The organism is Microbacterium memoriense (assembly GCF_025398275.1).
In the GTDB taxonomy this organism is placed as follows: Bacteria; Actinomycetota; Actinomycetes; order Actinomycetales; family Microbacteriaceae; genus Microbacterium; species Microbacterium memoriense.
Genome location: NZ_JAODOR010000003.1, coordinates 164,398 through 180,703, shown reverse-complemented (window position 1 = coordinate 180,703; position 16,306 = coordinate 164,398). Strand labels below are relative to the sequence as shown.

Annotated in this window: 13 protein-coding genes; 4 read left to right on the top strand and 9 right to left on the bottom strand. The window is 67.8% G+C overall.

All coding sequences use genetic code 11. The features are described 5' to 3' along the window. Positions 1 to 20: 20 nt before the first annotated feature. Genes dnaG through dusB form a run of 3 tightly spaced genes read right to left on the bottom strand, consistent with a single transcriptional unit; the run spans position 21 to position 4,457 of the window. The gene (gene dnaG / locus N4R40_RS02500; RefSeq protein ID WP_261605789.1) at positions 21 to 1,874 is read right to left on the bottom strand and encodes a DNA primase; all 1,854 of its coding nucleotides are present in this window, start codon (positions 1,872 to 1,874) and stop codon (positions 21 to 23) included. Next, positions 1,874 to 3,295 (bottom strand): deoxyguanosinetriphosphate triphosphohydrolase, encoded by a 1,422-nt coding sequence (locus N4R40_RS02495; protein WP_261605788.1) that lies wholly within the window; start codon positions 3,293 to 3,295, stop codon positions 1,874 to 1,876. The genes dnaG and N4R40_RS02495 overlap by 1 nt, the downstream gene beginning before the upstream one ends. Then, positions 3,285 to 4,457 carry a tRNA dihydrouridine synthase DusB gene (gene dusB, locus N4R40_RS02490; RefSeq protein ID WP_261605787.1) on the bottom strand — a complete coding sequence of 391 codons (1,173 nt, stop codon included), beginning with the start codon at positions 4,455 to 4,457 and terminating at the stop codon, positions 3,285 to 3,287. The genes N4R40_RS02495 and dusB overlap by 11 nt, the downstream gene beginning before the upstream one ends. A 62-nt stretch (positions 4,458 to 4,519) precedes the next feature. On the opposite strand from dusB, the gene N4R40_RS02485 reads away from it, so the two are divergent. Next, a complete protein-coding gene (locus tag N4R40_RS02485) occupies positions 4,520 to 5,023 on the top strand; it encodes a glutathione peroxidase (protein ID WP_261605786.1) in 504 nt (167 codons plus the stop codon). Here the strand turns inward: N4R40_RS02485 and N4R40_RS02480 are convergent, their stop codons facing one another. The 3 genes from N4R40_RS02480 to recO are packed head-to-tail and all read right to left on the bottom strand — an operon-like array spanning position 5,024 to position 7,265. Continuing rightward, complete coding sequence (locus tag N4R40_RS02480) at positions 5,024 to 5,689, bottom strand: DsbA family oxidoreductase (protein WP_261605785.1); 666 nt, start codon at positions 5,687 to 5,689, stop codon at positions 5,024 to 5,026. A gap of 29 nt (positions 5,690 to 5,718) precedes the next feature. Further along, positions 5,719 to 6,540, bottom strand: coding sequence for an isoprenyl transferase (locus tag N4R40_RS02475; protein ID WP_261605784.1), 822 nt, complete (start codon positions 6,538 to 6,540; stop codon positions 5,719 to 5,721). After that, a complete protein-coding gene (recO, locus tag N4R40_RS02470) occupies positions 6,537 to 7,265 on the bottom strand; it encodes a DNA repair protein RecO (protein ID WP_261605783.1) in 729 nt (242 codons plus the stop codon). The genes N4R40_RS02475 and recO overlap by 4 nt, the downstream gene beginning before the upstream one ends. A 37-nt stretch (positions 7,266 to 7,302) precedes the next feature. Here recO and N4R40_RS02465 point away from each other — a divergent pair, with 37 nt between their 5' ends. Then, positions 7,303 to 7,989: a trimeric intracellular cation channel family protein gene (locus tag N4R40_RS02465; protein WP_261605782.1), complete on the top strand. Its 687-nt coding sequence runs from the start codon at positions 7,303 to 7,305 to the stop codon at positions 7,987 to 7,989. Positions 7,990 to 8,115: 126 nt separating this feature from the next. Here N4R40_RS02465 and leuA read toward each other — a convergent pair whose 3' ends face one another. Next, complete coding sequence (gene leuA, locus N4R40_RS02460; protein ID WP_261605781.1) at positions 8,116 to 9,873, bottom strand: 2-isopropylmalate synthase; 1,758 nt, start codon at positions 9,871 to 9,873, stop codon at positions 8,116 to 8,118. 198 nt (positions 9,874 to 10,071) lie between these two features. On the opposite strand from leuA, the gene N4R40_RS02455 reads away from it, so the two are divergent. Next, entirely contained in the window at positions 10,072 to 10,701 is a 630-nt protein-coding gene (locus N4R40_RS02455; protein ID WP_261605780.1) for a hypothetical protein, read from the top strand. Positions 10,702 to 10,730: 29 nt separating this feature from the next. Here the strand turns inward: N4R40_RS02455 and N4R40_RS02450 are convergent, their stop codons facing one another. Both N4R40_RS02450 and N4R40_RS02445 read right to left on the bottom strand, forming a co-directional pair. Further along, positions 10,731 to 11,111 (bottom strand): MmcQ/YjbR family DNA-binding protein, encoded by a 381-nt coding sequence (locus tag N4R40_RS02450; RefSeq protein ID WP_261605779.1) that lies wholly within the window; start codon positions 11,109 to 11,111, stop codon positions 10,731 to 10,733. A 70-nt stretch (positions 11,112 to 11,181) separates the two neighbouring features. Then, positions 11,182 to 14,553 carry a DEAD/DEAH box helicase family protein gene (locus N4R40_RS02445; RefSeq protein ID WP_261605778.1) on the bottom strand — a complete coding sequence of 1,124 codons (3,372 nt, stop codon included), beginning with the start codon at positions 14,551 to 14,553 and terminating at the stop codon, positions 11,182 to 11,184. Between the two features lie 216 nt (positions 14,554 to 14,769). On the opposite strand from N4R40_RS02445, the gene N4R40_RS02440 reads away from it, so the two are divergent. Continuing rightward, positions 14,770 to 16,221 carry an HNH endonuclease signature motif containing protein gene (locus N4R40_RS02440; RefSeq protein WP_261605777.1) on the top strand — a complete coding sequence of 484 codons (1,452 nt, stop codon included), beginning with the start codon at positions 14,770 to 14,772 and terminating at the stop codon, positions 16,219 to 16,221. Positions 16,222 to 16,306 lie beyond the last annotated feature (85 nt).

Genomic DNA, 16,306 nt, shown 5'->3' with positions numbered 1-16,306 from the left:
CCCGGTTCGCTCCCCGCGCGCTACTTCTCCTCGCTGAGACCACGGCGCCGCTGGTCGAGTTCGCGAAGAGCGACACGGACGCGTCGCCCCTCTTCCGAGTCGGGCGGCACGCGCTGGATGGCGCCGAGAAGATCGAGTTTCTCGCGGTCGACGGCGCGGACCCGCAGCCGCAGGCAGAGCGAGCGCGCCGAGGCTTCCGCCTCGGTTTCGGTCAGCGCGGGGAAGGTCGCCGTGAGCAGTTCGACGGCGAGCGAGCGGAACGGTTCCCGGGTGGCTTCGACGGCGGTGGAAGCCCAGCCGATACGTGTGCGGTCGGACTGTGCGGCGATCGAGAGCCGCACGGCATCCAATGCGGGGTGCGACATCGGGACGGCGAGGGCGGCATCCGTCTCGGCTGCATCGAGCAAGTGCCCGTACTGGAGCACGCCCATGAGCGCGTCGCGCTCCAGCGCGACGTCGGCCGTCCGCGGAAGCGACGCAATCGTGACGCGAGCGACGGGTGTCTCCTCGCCCGCCGTAGGGGCGAGGGGCGTCGTGAGAGCCTCGGATGCCGCACGTGCGGCCCGGGTGGCGCGTTCGACGGCGGGACGGACTTCGCTGAGGTCCATGCCGAGCTTGCGAGCGAGCACTCGCGTGTAGCCGGGTCGCAGCGCCGGGTCACGGATCTCGGCGACGATCGGTGCGGCGGCGCGCAGGGCTCCCACGCGCCCTTCCACCGTGGAGAGGTCGTAGCCGGCGAGACGCTGGTCCATCACGAACTCGAACATCGGGGTCTTGTCGTCCATGATCGCGCGGACCGCGGCGTCGCCCCGATGCAGACGCAGGTCGCACGGATCCAAGCCATCCGGGCCGACGGCGACATAGGTCTGCGCCGCGAACCGCTTCTCGTCGCCGAAGGCGCGCAGCGCCGCCTTCTGGCCGGCGGCATCCGGATCGAACGTGAAGATCACTTCACCGGATGCCGTGTCATCGCCCATGACGCGTCGCAGCACCGTGATGTGATCGGAGCCGAACGCCGTACCGCAGCTCGCGATCGCGGTGGTGATTCCGGCCAGATGGCACGCCATCACATCGGTGTACCCCTCGACGACGACGACGCGATGCGAGCGTGAGATGTCCTTCTTGGCGAGGTCGAGCCCGTACAGCACCTGCGCCTTCTTGTAGATCGGCGTCTCGGGGGTGTTGAGGTATTTCGGGCCCTGATCGTCGTCGTAGAGCTTGCGCGCGCCGAACCCGATCGTCTGACCCGTGACATCGCGGATCGGCCAGACGAGCCGACCGCGGAAGCGGTCGTACACGCCGCGTTGGCCCTGCGACAGGAGCCCCGCCGTCGTCAGTTCGTCGTCGGTGAACCCCTGCGCCTTCATGGCGTCGCGGACGCCGTTCCAGCCCTTCGGGGCGTAGCCGACACCGAAGTGCGCGGCCGCGCCCGCATCGAAACCCCGCTCCCCGAGGAATCGGCGCGCGGCGTCGGCCTCCGGTGAGGACAACTGTCCGCGGAACCATTCCGCCGCCGCGGAATTGGCCTGGTAGAGCCGCGTCCGCCCGCTGGTCTCCGGCGCCGCTCCCCCGTCTTCGTAATGGAGCGCGAACCCGATCCGCCCCGCGAGGCGCTCGACGGCCTCGGTGAACGAGACGTGATCCATCGCGCGGAGGAAGGAATAGACATCGCCGGATTCGCCGCATCCGAAGCAGTGGTAGTAGCCGACCTGCGGACGCACGTGGAAGCTGGGGCTTCGCTCATCGTGAAACGGGCACAGGCCCTTCATCGAGCCCACGCCGGCCGATTTCAGGGCAACCCGTTCGCCCACGATGTCAGCGATGTTCGTGCGAGCCTTGACTTCGTCGACGTCGGCCTGACGGATGCGGGCCATCAGTGCCCCGCTGCCGAGGGCGACTCGCCCGCGCCGGTGACCATGTCGTGGCCCAAGCCTTCGATCGGCTCGGGGAGCGCGTAGGCGTGCGACGCGGTGACCCGGGCATCCGAGGACCACAGTCCGAGCTCACGCAGGTCGACGGGCCCCACGAGGCGCGCGTGCCATTCGATCGCGAAACGATCCGTGAGGCTCGCGACCTGGTCGACGACGACGCGGCGGCGCGCCGAATCCGTCGGGGCAGCCACGAAATCCTCGGCGTGGAGACCGTCGAGCTCGTCCGGACGCTCCCAGAGAGCCGTGGCGAGCCGTTTGAGCACGCGTCGTTGCTCTTTGTAGAGACCCTTGCGTCCTTCGATCGAGACGACGAACGCCCCGATGACGCCTTTGAGGACCGCCATCTCGACCTCGATGACGCGCGGGATGATCATGCGACCACCGAAGCGGGTGAGCACCGGGGTGGCGTAGTGCTCGCGGGTCGCGGTCGTCGCGGCGCGCGCGAATCGACCGATGAGATCGCTCGTCAGGTTCTTCAGGCGCGCGACGGCCGCGCGCGAGCCGTCGAACTCGGCGATCCACTCCGGGAGGCGGGTCAGGCGGTACAGCGCATCGCCCAGCTCATCCCGGGAGAATCCGTATCCGACCCACGACTGGATCGCCGTCAGCAGCGCCTCCCGCTCGCGTGCGTCGGACAGGCGGCGGGGATCGAGATACCCGTTGAGGATCGCATCCTCGAAGTCGTGCACCGAGTAGGCGATGTCGTCGGAGAGATCCATGACCTCGGCCTCGATGCAGCGGAGTCGCCCGGGCGCACCCTCGCGCATCCAGCGGAACACCGCTTCGTCCTCCGGGTACACGCCGAACTTCTGCCGCCCCCCGGGGTCGGGAATGGCGTGCTCGACCGTCCAGGGGTATTTGCACGTCGCGTCGAGGCTCGCGCGCGTGAGGTTGAGCCCGACGCTGTGCCCCTCGGCGTCGACGACTTTGGGCTCCAGGCGCGAGAGGATCCGCAGCGACTGCGCGTTCCCCTCGAAACCGCCGATGTCTTCGGCCCAATCGTTGAGCGCACGCTCGCCGTTGTGACCGAACGGCGGGTGACCCAGATCATGACTCAGGCATGCCGTGTCGACGACGTCGGGCGAGAGTTCGAGCGCGATCGCGAGCTCGCGTCCCACCTGCGCGACCTCGAGCGAATGGGTCAGACGGTTGCGCGCGAAATCGGCGGGACTCGCGGGGCTGAGCACCTGCGTCTTGGCCGCCAGCCGTCGCAGCGCCGCGGAGTGGAGCACACGGGCACGATCCCGCGCGAACCCATCGCGGCGCGAGCGGTGCTGTTCGGGATGGAAGCGCGCGGCGTCTCGCTCGTCGTAACCGGAGGGCCGGCCCGCCGAGATCCCCACGCCGCCCGCGTCAGCCGCCACTGGAATCCAACTCGGCGTCGGCGATCGCGGAGGACTCGGCGGAATTCAGTTCACGCGACTCCAACCAACGATCCGGCAGCGCCGGCCGCTTGGGGGTGCCGGCGCGCCCGCGCTGACCTTCGGCTGCGGCACCGGGGTAGGGCGCGCCGAGATCGAGGGTCGCGAGCAGGTCGTCGATCTCGGCGAGGGTCGACGCCGTCGCCAACTCTGCCCGCGTCTCGCCGCCGACGGGATACCCCTTGAAATACCAGGCGACGTGCTTGCGGATGTCGCGGCATCCGCGGCCTTCGTCTTCGAAGAACTCGACGAGAAGTTCGGCGTGACGGCGGAACGCGTCCGCAACGAACCCGAGGGTCGCATCCACCGGCTGTCCGTGTGCGGCATCCGGCCCGCCGAGGCCGCGCGCGAGGTCGCCGAACAACCACGGGCGGCCGAGGCATCCACGCCCGACGACGACGCCGTCGCAGCCGGTCTCGGCCATCATGCGCTGCGCATCCGCCGCCGACCAGATGTCGCCGTTGCCGAGCACCGGAATGCCGGTCACCGCACGCTTGAGCGTGGCGATCGCCTCCCAGTCCGCCGTTCCGGAATAGAACTCCGACGCGGTCCGCGCGTGGAGGGCGACGGCGGCGACCCCGGCATCTTCCGCGATGCGCCCGGCGTCGAGATAAGTCAGGTGATCGGCGTCGATGCCCTTGCGCATCTTGACCGTCAGCGGAATGTGCTCGGCTGCGCGCGCGGCGCGCGTGACGATCTCGCGGAACAGGCCGAGCTTCCACGGGAGGGCTGCGCCGCCGCCCTTGCGGGTCACTTTCGGGACCGGGCAGCCGAAGTTCAGATCGATGTGGTCGGCGTGGTCTTCCTCGACGAGGATGCGCACCGCAGCCTCGGTCGTGGCAGGGTCCACCCCGTACAGCTGGATCGAGCGCGGCGTCTCGGACTCGTGATGCCGGATGAGGCGGCGGGTCGTGGCATTGCCCTCGACGAGCGCACGGGTCGTGATCATCTCGCTGACGTACAGACCCGCACCGTATTCACGGCACAGCCGCCGGAACGCCGTGTTCGTGATCCCGGCCATCGGCGCCAGCACGACGGGCGCGTCGAGCGTGATCGGGCCGATCCTCAGAGGAACGGCCGGAGCAGGAGCGAGAGTGGTGGACATCCTGTCCATTCTCCCAGAGAAGATCGGGCCCGTCGCGCCGTCACAGGCATATCGTGGAGAACATGGCTGAGACACCGACCGTGGATATCCGTGATATCGCGTTCCAGACTGCGGAGGGGGGCGAGAAGACCCTCGCGGACTTCGGCGAGAAGGCGATTCTCGTGGTCAACGTCGCCTCGAAGTGCGGCCTCGCGCCGCAGTACGAGCAGCTCGAGCAGCTGCAGCGGACGTATGGTGACCGTGGTCTCCAGGTCGTCGGATTCCCCTGCAATCAGTTCATGGGGCAGGAGCCGGGCTCGATGGAGGAGATCCTCGAGTACTGCTCGATGACGTGGGGTGTCAGTTTCCCGGTGATGGACAAGGTCCGCGTCAACGGCTCAAGCGCCGCGCCGCTCTACAAGGCGTTGAAGAAGGCGAAGAACGCCGAAGGCTCGCGGGGACCGATCATGTGGAACTTCGAGAAGTTCCTCATCACACCGTCCGGTGACGTGCACCGGTTCCGTCCGCAGACCAAACCCGACGCGCCCGAGGTCGTCGCGGCGATCGAAGCGAGCCTGCCCGCCTGATCAGGCCTGCTGGCGCTCCGACCACACCTGGCGGGTGATCTGCGCGAAGGCATCGGCGGGCTGCGCACCGCTGACGCCGTACTTCCCGTCGATCACGAAGAACGGCACGCCCTGGATGCCGTAGGCCTGCGCCTGCGCCTGATCGGCGCGGACGTCGGAGAGGTGGCGCCCCGATTCGAGCGCGTCGCGTGCGGCATCCGCATCGAGGCCGGCCTCGGCCGCCAATGCGACGAGGTCGTCGATGCGTCCGACATGTCGACCCTCGGTGAAGTAGGCGGACATGAGTCGCTCCGCCATCGCGTGCTGGGCGCCCTGCGCCTTCGCGAAGTGCAACAGTTCGTGCGCCTTGACCGTGTTCGTGTGCTGCAGGAGGTCGAACCGGTATTCCAAGCCGGACCCCGCGGCGACGCCGGTGACGTTGTTGAGCATCTCCTGCACCTTTTCGCGCGGCATGCCTTTGTGACCCGCAAGGAAGTCGAGTTCATCGCCGTCGAAGTCGACCGGGGTATCCGGCGAGAGTTCGTACGAGTGGTAGGTCACCTCCACCTGCGGAGCATCGGCATCTTCGGCCACGACGGCCAGCCCGTTCTCCAGGTTGCGCTTCCCGATGTAGCACCAGGGGCAGGCGATGTCACTCCACACGTCGATCTTGATGGCATCCGTCACGACAGACGTAACGAGCGCGGGTGCCGGATCTATTCCCCGGTGGGGGTGTCCACCGCGCCGCCGAAGCGACGGTCGCGGCGCAGGTAGGTCTCGATCGCGCCCCACAGGTCGGTGCGCGAGAAGTCCGGCCAGAGCGTGTCGAGGAAGACCATCTCGGCGTAGGCCGACTCCCACAGCAGGAAATTCGAGGTGCGCTGCTCTCCGGAGGATCGGAGGAACAGGTCGACGTCGGGCATGTCGGGAATGTAGAGATGGCGACGGATGGTCTTCTCGGTGATCGCCGAGGGCTTGAGGCGACCGGCGGCGATGTCCTCGCCGATCCGCCGCATCGCGTCGACGAGCTCGATACGGCCGCCGTAGTTGATGCACATCGTGAGGGTCAGCGTGTCGTTGCCCGCCGTCAGCTGCTGCGCGAACTGCAGTTCCTTGATGACCGATCCCCAGAGCCGGGGCTTGCGGCCCGCCCAGCGGATCCGCACGCCCCACTCGTTGAGCTGATCACGGCGCCGGTGGAGCACATCGCGGTTGTAGCCCATCAGGAAGCGGACTTCCTCCGGGGAACGGCTCCAGTTCTCGGTCGAAAAGGCATAGACGCTGAGGTGCTTCACACCCGCTTGGATCGCACCCGCGACGACATCCAGCAGCACTTCTTCGCCGGCGCGGTGACCCTCGATGCGGGTGAGACCGCGCCGATTGGCCCAGCGGCCGTTGCCGTCCATGACGATCGCGACGTGTTCGGGTACACCGCCGTTCGGGAAGGCAGGCGGGTGGATGCCGGTCCAGTCGAGCGCGCGGTAGGGCACGGCGTCGCGGTGCGTGTAGGGCTTCGGCGTGCGGCCGGGGAAGATCATCGAGCACCCTCCAGGTGCGACAGCGAGCGGATGCCGCGTTCCAAGTGGAACTGCGCGTAAGCGGCGATGAGTCCGGAGGCCGACGCGGTGGTGGGATCCGAGGCGGCATCCACGGCATCCCACTCCCCCGCGATCAGCGACCGCAGAAGGTCGCCCGTCTCGGGGCGGAGGCGCGCCGAGCCCGCCGGAGCGCAGTTTCGGCAGACCGTGCCACCGAGCTGTGCGACGAAGAAGTCATGAGGACCGACCTGGCCGCAGCGAGCGCAGTCGCCGAGCCCCGGCGCCCAGCCCGAGAGCGCCATCGCGCGGAGCAGATACGAGTCGAGGACCGAACGCGACGCGTGCGCTCCCTGCGCGAGAGCGCGCAGGCCCCCGACGAGCAGCAGATACTGCTGCGGCGTGGACTCTGCTTCGTTGAGTCGGTCAGCGGTTTCGACCATCGCGTGCGCGGCCGTGTACCGGTCGTAGTGCACCGCGATCTCGGCCCCGTAGGACCCGAGCGACTCGGCCTGTTGGATGACATCGAGCGAGCGGCCTTCGTAGAGCTGCACATCGGCGACCATGAAGGGCTCCAGGCGCGCACCGAACCGCGACGAGGTCCGGCGGACACCCTTGGCAACGGCGCGGATCTTGCCGTGACGGCGGCTGAGCATCGTCACGATGCGATCCGCTTCCCCGAGTTTGTGGGTACGCAGGACCACGACTTCGTCGCGGTAAGTGGGCACGTAACGATTATCGCCGCCACCGGGGACAATGAGAGGCGTGACAGAGCCGCTTTTCATGATCCCCCTGTGGGCAGACCTCGTCGCCGTCGGACTCGGCGGCGTGCAGGGTGCCCTGTTCGCGTCGGGATTCGTCGGCCAGCGCCGGCTCGATCTCCTCGGCGTGACGATCATCGGGATCGTGATGGGGATGGGCGGCGGACTCATCCGTGACCTGCTGCTGAACGTCACACCGGCGACCCTGCAGAGCAACTGGTATCTGCTGACGGCGGTGGCGGCGGCCCTGGTCGGCATGCTGCTGGCCAACGTGTTCCAGAAGCTCAACCAGGTGATCGTCGCGCTCGACGCCCTCGTGATCGGCCTCTTCGGCGCGTTCGGAACGGCCAAGGCGCTCGCCATCGGGCTGCCGGAGGTGCCGGCCGTGTTCGTCGGGGTGTGCGCGGCGGTGGGCGGCGGCATCCTGCGCGACGTCTTCATGGGGCTGCCCGTCGCGATCATGCACGTCGGTTCGCTCTACGCGGTCGCCGCCGCTGCCGGCTGCGTTGTCCTCGTCGGCGCCCACGCTCTCGGCGCGCCGCTGGCCGCCGCCGCGATCGCCTGCATCGTGGTGACCACCGTCATCCGCCTGCTGGCCGTGATCTTCGACATCTCCCTGCCCGAACAGCGCGCGCTCTACCGCCGCAAGGTCGCGGTGGAGACGTCGGCGATCCCCATCATCCGCCCCTGACCGCGGCGCGGCCCGGCGCGTCGACCATCCACGAGACACCGAGTGTGCACCGAGACACCCGCTGCAATCAGAGGTCTCGGTGCACAGCCGGTGTTTCGGCGCCGGAGCGGGGGCCGCGAGGCCGGGTCAGACGGTGGCGAGGGCGGAGTGCTCGCGCGTGCGGATCGCGCGGTTGACGCACGACACGATCGCCTTGAGGGATGCCGTCGAGATGTCGCCGTCGATCCCGACGCCCCAGAGGCGCTCGCCGTCGACCTGCAACTCGACATACGCGGCGGCCTGCGCATCGCCGCCGGCGCTGAGCGTGTGCTCGACGTAGTCATAGAGCGAGATGTCGAACCCGCGCTCCTGCAGGACGCTCAGGAACGCCGCGACCGGGCCGTTGCCGTGTCCGGTAGCCGGGACCTGCTCGTCCCCGTCGCGCAGTGTGACGTCGAGGGAGACATCCCCCGACATGTCGCTCTGCGTGCGCGTGGAGAGCAGCTCGAACCGACCCCACTTCTCGTCCGCGGCGGATGCCGGCAGATACTCGTCGGTGAAGATCGCCCAGATCTGGTCGCTCGAGACCTCGCCACCCTCGGCGTCGGTCTTGGCCTGCACGACACCGGAGAACTCGATCTGGAGCCTGCGCGGCAGATCCAGCGCGTGGTCGCTCTTGAGCAGATAGGCGACGCCGCCCTTGCCCGACTGGGAGTTGACGCGGATGACCGCTTCGTACGACCGGCCCAGGTCCTTCGGGTCGATCGGCAGGTACGGAACCGCCCAGTGGATCTCGTCGACGGTGACGCCGCGCTCGTCGGCGGTGGCGGCCATCGCTTCGAAGCCCTTCTTGATCGCGTCCTGGTGCGAGCCGCTGAACGCGGTGAAGACCAGGTCGCCCGCCCACGGGCTGCGCTCATGCACCGGCAGCTGGTTGCAGTACTCTGCGGTGCGCTTGACGTGATCGACGTCGCCGAAGTCGATCTGCGGGTCGATGCCCTGCGTCAGCAGGTTGATGCCCAGCGCGACGATGTCGACGTTTCCGGTGCGTTCCCCGTTGCCGAACAGGCATCCCTCGATGCGGTCGGCGCCGGCCAGGTATCCGAGCTCCGCCGCAGCGATCGCCGTGCCACGGTCGTTGTGCGGGTGCAGCGACAGGATGACGTTCTCGCGGTGCGCGAGGCGACGGCTCATCCACTCGATCGAGTCGGCGTAGACGTTCGGCGTGGCCATTTCGACCGTCGCGGGCAGGTTGATGATCACCTTGCGCTCGGGCGTCGGCTCGAACACCTCGATCACCTGGTTGCAGACGTCGAGCGCGAACTCGAGCTCGGTGCCGGTATAGGACTCGGGCGAGTACTCGTAGAAGACCTTCGTCTCGGGGATGCGCTTCTCGAACTCGCGGCAGAGGCGCGCTCCCTCGAGCGCGATGTCGATGATGCCCTGGCGGTCGGTGCGGAAGACGACCTCACGCTGCAGCACGCTCGTCGAGTTGTAGAGGTGCACGATCGCCTGCTTCGCCCCGGTGATCGACTCGTATGTCCGCTCGATCAGGTGCTCGCGCGCCTGCGTCAGCACCTGGATCGTCACGTCGTCGGGGATCGCGCCGTCTTCGATCAGGTGGCGGACGAAATCGAAGTCGGTCTGGCTCGCGCTCGGGAACCCGACCTCGATCTCCTTGTAGCCCATACCCACGAGCAGGTCGAACATGATGCGCTTGCGTTCGGGGCTCATCGGGTCGATGAGTGCCTGGTTTCCGTCGCGCAGGTCGACGGCGCACCAGCGGGGTGCCTGCGTGATGCGCTTGTCCGGCCAGGTGCGATCCGGCAGATCAACCGTGATCTGCTCGTGGAACGGACGGTACTTGTGGATCGGCATGGCCGACGGCTTCTGGTGATTGTCCATGATGTGTCGCTTCTATCTTTCGTCTGGTCGTAGGGGCCAACGACGAAGCTCCGCGACGAGGGAGGCCCTAAACCGAGGTCTCGTCGCGGCGGCTAAGAAGGAGGGTGCCGCTGAAGCGCATGAAAAAAGCGTACACCCGGTGGGCGTCCTCCCGCGCGCCGGGCGAGACGATACCTGCAGTGCCGACACTGTGGAGGTATGACCCTTCCTCGTCTCGCTTCCCTCGTCGTGATCGTGGTTGCCGGCGCGGTCCTGTCCGCGTGCGCGACGGTGGCGGATGCCGGATCTCCCGGCTCGGATCGCACCGCGGCACTGGGAGCTCTCGCCCCCGCTCTCCCGGAGGGCGAGGTGATCGGGCAGGGAACCGTGATGGATCGAGCCGGCAGTGCGGAGCTGTGTCTCGGCGGTGTCGCCGAGTCGTATCCCCCGCAGTGCAGCGGAGTTCCGCTCGAAAACTGGAGCTGGGACGCGGTCGACGGAGAGGAGAACTCGGGCGACGTCACCTGGGGCGCCTACGCCGTGCAGGGCACGTACGACGGGTCGGCGATCACCGTGACCCAGCCGCCCGTTCTGCTCGCGCTGTACGACCCGATGCAGAGCGAAGACCCGACGGGAGGTCGCCCCGGCCGCGGCAGCGAGGCCGACCTCGTCGCGATTCAAGATACGCTCCCGGATCGACTCGGTGCGGACTACCTCGTATCGGGTCCCCGCGACGGTCGGCTCTGGATCTCGGTCGTCTGGGACGACGGCACGTGGCAGGATGCCGCGGACGCCGAATTCGGCGAGGACGTCGTCGTCGTCACGTCGGCGCTCCGACCGATCGGGTGATCCCCGCAGGCCCGGGTGCACAGCTGGACTCACCACCGACCGAAGGTCGCCGGATCGACGGGGCGCTTGGCCCTCGGCAGGTTCTCCACGACGAGCCGGTACGACTCGGTCACCAGCTCGTCGACGAGAGACTGTGACAGATTTCCGCCCGGGTGCAGCGTGATCCAGTGCTGTTTGTTCATGTGATAACCCGGCGTGATGTCATCATGCTCTTCACGGAGCGCCTTACCGTCCTCCAGTGCCGTCTTGAGGATCACGATCGGTTCCCCCGTGACCTCGGTCAACAGCATGAAAACTTTGCCGCGAACCTTGAAGACGTCCCACTCCGGGCCGAAGGGGCGCTCGAGTGCTGCACCCGGGAGTTCCTGCACTCTTTTCCTCGCATACGTCTGCGGAGGTTTCTCGTTCATAGATTCTCCAACGTCAAGATCACAAGCGAGGCAGCAGAGCCGCGGATGCGCCCCGATCGTTTGGCGAGTGTCACGCCGTCGCGGGAACGGGATCGGCGGAGCGGTCGAGCAGCTGAATCCGCTCGATCAGATCGGTGATCTGCGCCTCGGTGAAGATCGTTTCCGGCCCCTGCGGTGCCACACCACTGAACGGGTCCTCGTAGAGGCGCTTCGTGTCCAGGTGCCCCTCGACGGTGAGCTCGCTCACGACGAGATCGACGAACGCCTGCTGACTGCGCGTGAAGCCGGGGCCTGCGATGAAGTCGCCGACGAGCGCTTCGACGGCGGAGCGTTCGAGCCCGACGATCGACCGGATGAACCGTCCGAGGCCCTGGGCTTCGTGTGCGCTCGCGGTGAGCGTCGCGGCATCCACTCCGCCGGTCTCCACCAGAATGCGGTGGAGTTCGGCGAGGTCGGACTCGGTCAGCGCGCGGCCCGTGCGGAGTTTGTGCAGCGCGACGACCTGGTCGTGTTCGCGCAGGAACGCGAGCAGCTGCGCGCGGATCGCACGCCGGTCGAGCCCGACCGACACGCGGGCGAAGTCGAGCTCGCGCTGTTCCCCGAGGGTGTCTTCGAAATCGGTGTACACCGGCGCTTGGTGACGGATATCGATGAGGACGAGAAGTCCGCGCAAGCGCACCCGCACGTCTTCGAGCTGAGCGACGGATGCCGCTGTCCACCACTCCGGGTCGGCGAGAGCGTCGAGCAACCACCGCTGCGTCTCGACAACGGGCACGCCGCGCTGCTCTCCGATGAGGCCGGCAAGTTGACGTAGCCGCGAGACGAGCGCGGGTGGCACGCTCTCACCCGCGGCGCGCGATTGCTGCGCCGCGATGATGAGCAGGTCGAACCGCTTGGCGGCTTCATCGGTGTCGGTGTCTGCTGCCGACGGCAGAGCCGAAAGCTCATCGACGGCCGCATCATCGTCAGGGGTGAACGGTCGCCGCCACGCTTCCGCATCGGCGAACCGATCAACGGCGCGCAGATGACGACGCACGAGGAAGTTGTCGCGGTTCATCCCCGCAACGCGTGCACTCAGCCAGGTGATGAGCGACTCGCGCAGATCCGCGTCGGGCTCGCCGAGGCGGCCCAGGAGTGCGAACCGTTCCGACACCAGTCGTTCGCTCACGCCGCGCGGACGGGTCGTGGATGCCTCGGGCAACTCTTGGTTGAAGTACTCGATGTTGCCGCAGACATCGAAGACGATGAACTCGGACTTGTCACGCCCGGGACCGAGCAGGTCGGGGCGCAGACGCGTGCCACGGCCGATCATCTGCCAGTACTTGGTCTGCGAGTGGACGGGCTTGAAGAAGACGAGGTTGACGACGTCGGGCACGTCGATGCCGGTGTCGAGCATGTCGACCGAGATCGCGAGGTGCGGGGCCTTGTCGGGGGTCGAGAACTCGCCGATCAGGTGATGTGCGTAGGGACCCGAGTGATGGGTGATGATCCTCGCGAAGTGCCCGCGAAGGTGCGGGTAGTTGTCGTTGAACCGATCCTCGATGAACACGGCGTGGGCTTGGCTCTTCGCGAACAGGATCGTCTTGCCGAGGCGGTCGCCTCCGGCGACGCGGATGCCGTGCTCCATCAGCACCTCGAGCACCTTGTCGACGGTGTCGGCGTTGAAGAGCCAGCGGTTCATGGCCGCGGCATCCACTTCGTCGGGGATCTCGCCACCCTCCCATTCGAGGGCATCCCATTCTTCTTGCTCGGCGGGACTGAGTTGGTCGTAGCGGATGCCGCGACGGATGAATCCGAGGTCGATCGGCCGCGCGACCGGCGGAACGAGGTACCCGCCCGCGATCGCGTCATCGAGCTCGAACGCCTCGGTGGGGACGCCGTCCTCCAGCTCGAAGAGGCGATACGTGTTGTGGTCCACCTCGGCTCGCGGTGTCGCGGTGAGACCGACGAGATGCGCGTCGAAGTAGTCGAAGATCTCGCCGTAGCGGTGATAGATCGACCGGTGCGCTTCATCGACGATGATGAGGTCGAAATAGCCGGGCCCGAACCGGCGGAGGTCGTCTTCCCCCGCATCGATGACGCCCATGATCGTTTGGTAGGTCGAGACGTACACGCGACCGTCCGTGGTCTTGTCCTCGACGAGGTTCACCGGGGCGCTGTCCGGCAAGTGCGTCTTGAACGCGCCGACGGCCTGCGTGACCAGTGCCGTGCGGTCGGCGAGGAACAGGACGCGTTTGACCCAGTTCGCCCGCTGCAGCACGTCGACGAGCGAGATGACCGTGCGGGTCTTGCCGGTGCCGGTGGCCATGACGAGCAGTGCGCGACGGCGTCCGTCGGTGAAGGCATCGGTCACGGCGCGGATCGCCGCGAGTTGGTAGGGGCGCGCGGCGATGTCGCGGTCGATCTGCACCGCAGAGAACGGCTTCACCGAGGTGCGGCGCTGAATGGCGAGGACGAGCTGGTCCTTCGTCAAGAACCCCGAGATGCGGCGCGGTGCGGAGCGCCGGTCATCCCAGATCCAGTGCTCGTAGCCGTTGGTGTAGAAGATGATCGGTCGCTGCCCGGTGTCGGCCTCGAGCGCATCGGCGTAGAGGCTCGCCTGGGTGCGACCTTCCTTCGCGCTCGCGCGGGTGCGTTTGGCTTCGACGACGGCGAGCGCCTTGCCGTCATCGCCCCACAGGACGTAATCGATACGTCCCGAGCCGGACGCACTGGGGATGCCGGAGACCGGCCACTCCCGGTCGCGCGCCTCGGTGAGCGGCCAGCCCGCCTCAGCGAGCAAGATGTCGATCAACTCCGCGCGGGTCTCGGCTTCGGTCGCGGTCGCCGGGTCGATCGTGCCCGCGTGGGTGATCGTGTTCGCCGCCTTGTTCGCGGCAAGCTCGGCGCGCAGAGCCTCGAGCTCGGCGCGGAGCACGGCATCCCGCTCGCGCGCCTCGATGAGCTCGGCATCGCGCTGTTCGAGTTGGTCCTGGGCCTTGGCCAGTTGCTCCCGGGTGCGGGTGATGACCAGTGCGGGGGCGGGAGGGACGGCGTTCCAGTCGAACGCCGACGGCTCGGCCGCCTCCGGGTCTCCGTAGGTGAAGTCCATCCAGAGGAAGACAACGTGCAGACCCTCGAGCGCAGTGCGTGCAGTCGCGTGCGGGACGTCCTCATCGCGGTGGACCGCGCGGTTGCCGATGCGGCGGATGACCTCGAGCCTGGCACTGAGCGCCTTGCTCACGACCTCGATGAAGTCGTGGTCCTCGATCAGTCGGGCGAAGTTCGCGTCGTAGGGACGGGTCAACCTCTCCACGTCGTAGATGTACTGGGTGAAGAGCTCTGCCGCGCGACGTGTCTGCGCGGCCGCCGTTCGCGGATCGGCCTTGATGTATTCCTCGGCGCGACGTGCCGCATCCCACAGCTGCGGCCACCGCTCCTTCGCGAAGTCGAAGTTCCCCACGCCTGACGCCGTCTTTCCACCCATCGGCAAGGCCGGCCCCTGCCCGTTGTCCCGATGCTAGCGAACCCTGCCGACGGTGCCGGACGCGGGGTGCAAGCGGCTGATTTCGCGGCGGATGCGGCACGAACTGGCCCTTCTCGCAGTTTCACCGTTTTCCGGGTCTTATCTGGGGATAACTCCGTCACAATGTCGGAGGCCTCTCGTAAAATCGAACGTATGAACGAACTAGCTGCGACACTCGCGAAGCTCGATGAGCTCGCCGGTTCCGTCGCGGCTGCCGTGGTTTCCAACCATGCTTTGCGGCTGGCCGATGAAGACGAACTGGTCGCGGTGCTCTCCGCCGCCAGCCGGGTGCAACGCCTCATCGACGCCGTGACCGTCGAGGCCATCGGTGAGATCGTCGAGCGCAACGAGACACCCATGGGCGAGGTGCGGATGACGTACCGGCTCGGGTGCCACAGCATGTCCGAACTCGTCCAACGCGCCACTCTCCTCTCGCCGGTCACCGCCGGCCGCTACCTCAAGGCGGCGAAGGCCGTGCACCAGGACACATCGCTGGTTTCCGGTGAGCTGCTCGAGCCGACGCTGCCGGCACTGCGCGCTGCCCTGGGTGACGGGGTCGTGGGTCTCGACGGTGCGCTCGCGGTCGCCGCGCCCCTGATCACCCTGGGGTCCCGCGTCTCGCGTGACGCTCTCCTCGTCGCCGACGCCGTGCTCGCTGCCGAGGCGCGTGGCGAGGGGCCGGATGCTGCGCCTCCTGCCTGCGCCGACCTGCTGCGCGTGCAAGCGCAGGTATGGGCCGTCGCACTCGACCCCGACGGCAGCGAGCCGCGTGAGTCGACATCGATGCGCAAGCGCGGCCTCACGTTCGGTGTCGCCACCGATGTCGGCGTCCCGGTGCGCGGCATGCTCATGCCCGAGGTTGCCGCACAGTTCCGGCGCATCGCCGATGCGACCCTGCATCCGCGCGTCGATCCGGCCGGGCTCCCCGGCGGTGTGCGGTTCGTCGAGGAGGCGCCTACTCCCTCCTCCGGCACCGACAACGGCGATCTCGAGTCGTTGACCGTCGTCGACACCCGCACCCGTGCGCAGAAGATGCACGATGTGCTGGCGATGGTGCTCGGTGTGGCGGCGGCATCCGAGTCGTTGCCGACGATCGGCGGCGCGGCTCCCACGCTCGTCGTCACCGCGCGCGAAGAAGATCTGCTCGCCGGCCGCGGGAGCGCCTATCTCGACGGCATGGACTACCCGGTCTCGCTCACCGCCGCGAGCCACGCCGGGTGCGCGGGGGTCATCCAACGGGTGGTGCTGAGCGAGACCGGCCGCATCCAGTCGATCAGCACCGAGGACCGCGTGTTCAACCGGCACCAGCGGCGGGCGATCGCGGCTCGCGACGGCGGCTGCCTCATCCCCGGATGCGGAGTACCGCCGGCATGGTGCGAAATCCACCACGTGACCGAATATTCCGAAGGCGGGCCGACCGATACCGACAACGGCGGACTCTTGTGTTGGCCTCATCATCGGTTCTTCGATCATTGCGGTTGGCGCATCCGAATGAACCGCGGTGTCCCCGAACTTCTCGCACCCGCGTGGATCGATCCGCTCCAACGATGGCGGCCTGCGACCACGTCCCCCACCCGCCTCCTGAACGCCGTGCTGCAGACCTGACGGGGCGCAATGTCGGAGGTCTCCTGTGTACTGCTCTACTGGCCAACGGCCGGTGGCGCGATCCCTGGGGGATGCGCCTCGCACG

Coding starts and splice junctions, on each gene's coding strand:
- dnaG (WP_261605789.1), bottom strand. CDS start 1,874: ATGGCCCGCATCCGTCAGGCCGACGTCGACGAAGTCAAGGCTCGCACG.
- dusB (WP_261605787.1), bottom strand. CDS start 4,457: ATGTCCACCACTCTCGCTCCTGCTCCGGCCGTTCCTCTGAGGATCGGC.
- N4R40_RS02485 (WP_261605786.1), top strand. CDS start 4,520: ATGGCTGAGACACCGACCGTGGATATCCGTGATATCGCGTTCCAGACT.
- N4R40_RS02475 (WP_261605784.1), bottom strand. CDS start 6,540: ATGATCTTCCCCGGCCGCACGCCGAAGCCCTACACGCACCGCGACGCC.
- leuA (WP_261605781.1), bottom strand. CDS start 9,873: ATGGACAATCACCAGAAGCCGTCGGCCATGCCGATCCACAAGTACCGT.
- N4R40_RS02455 (WP_261605780.1), top strand. CDS start 10,072: ATGACCCTTCCTCGTCTCGCTTCCCTCGTCGTGATCGTGGTTGCCGGC.
- N4R40_RS02450 (WP_261605779.1), bottom strand. CDS start 11,111: ATGAACGAGAAACCTCCGCAGACGTATGCGAGGAAAAGAGTGCAGGAA.
- N4R40_RS02440 (WP_261605777.1), top strand. CDS start 14,770: ATGAACGAACTAGCTGCGACACTCGCGAAGCTCGATGAGCTCGCCGGT.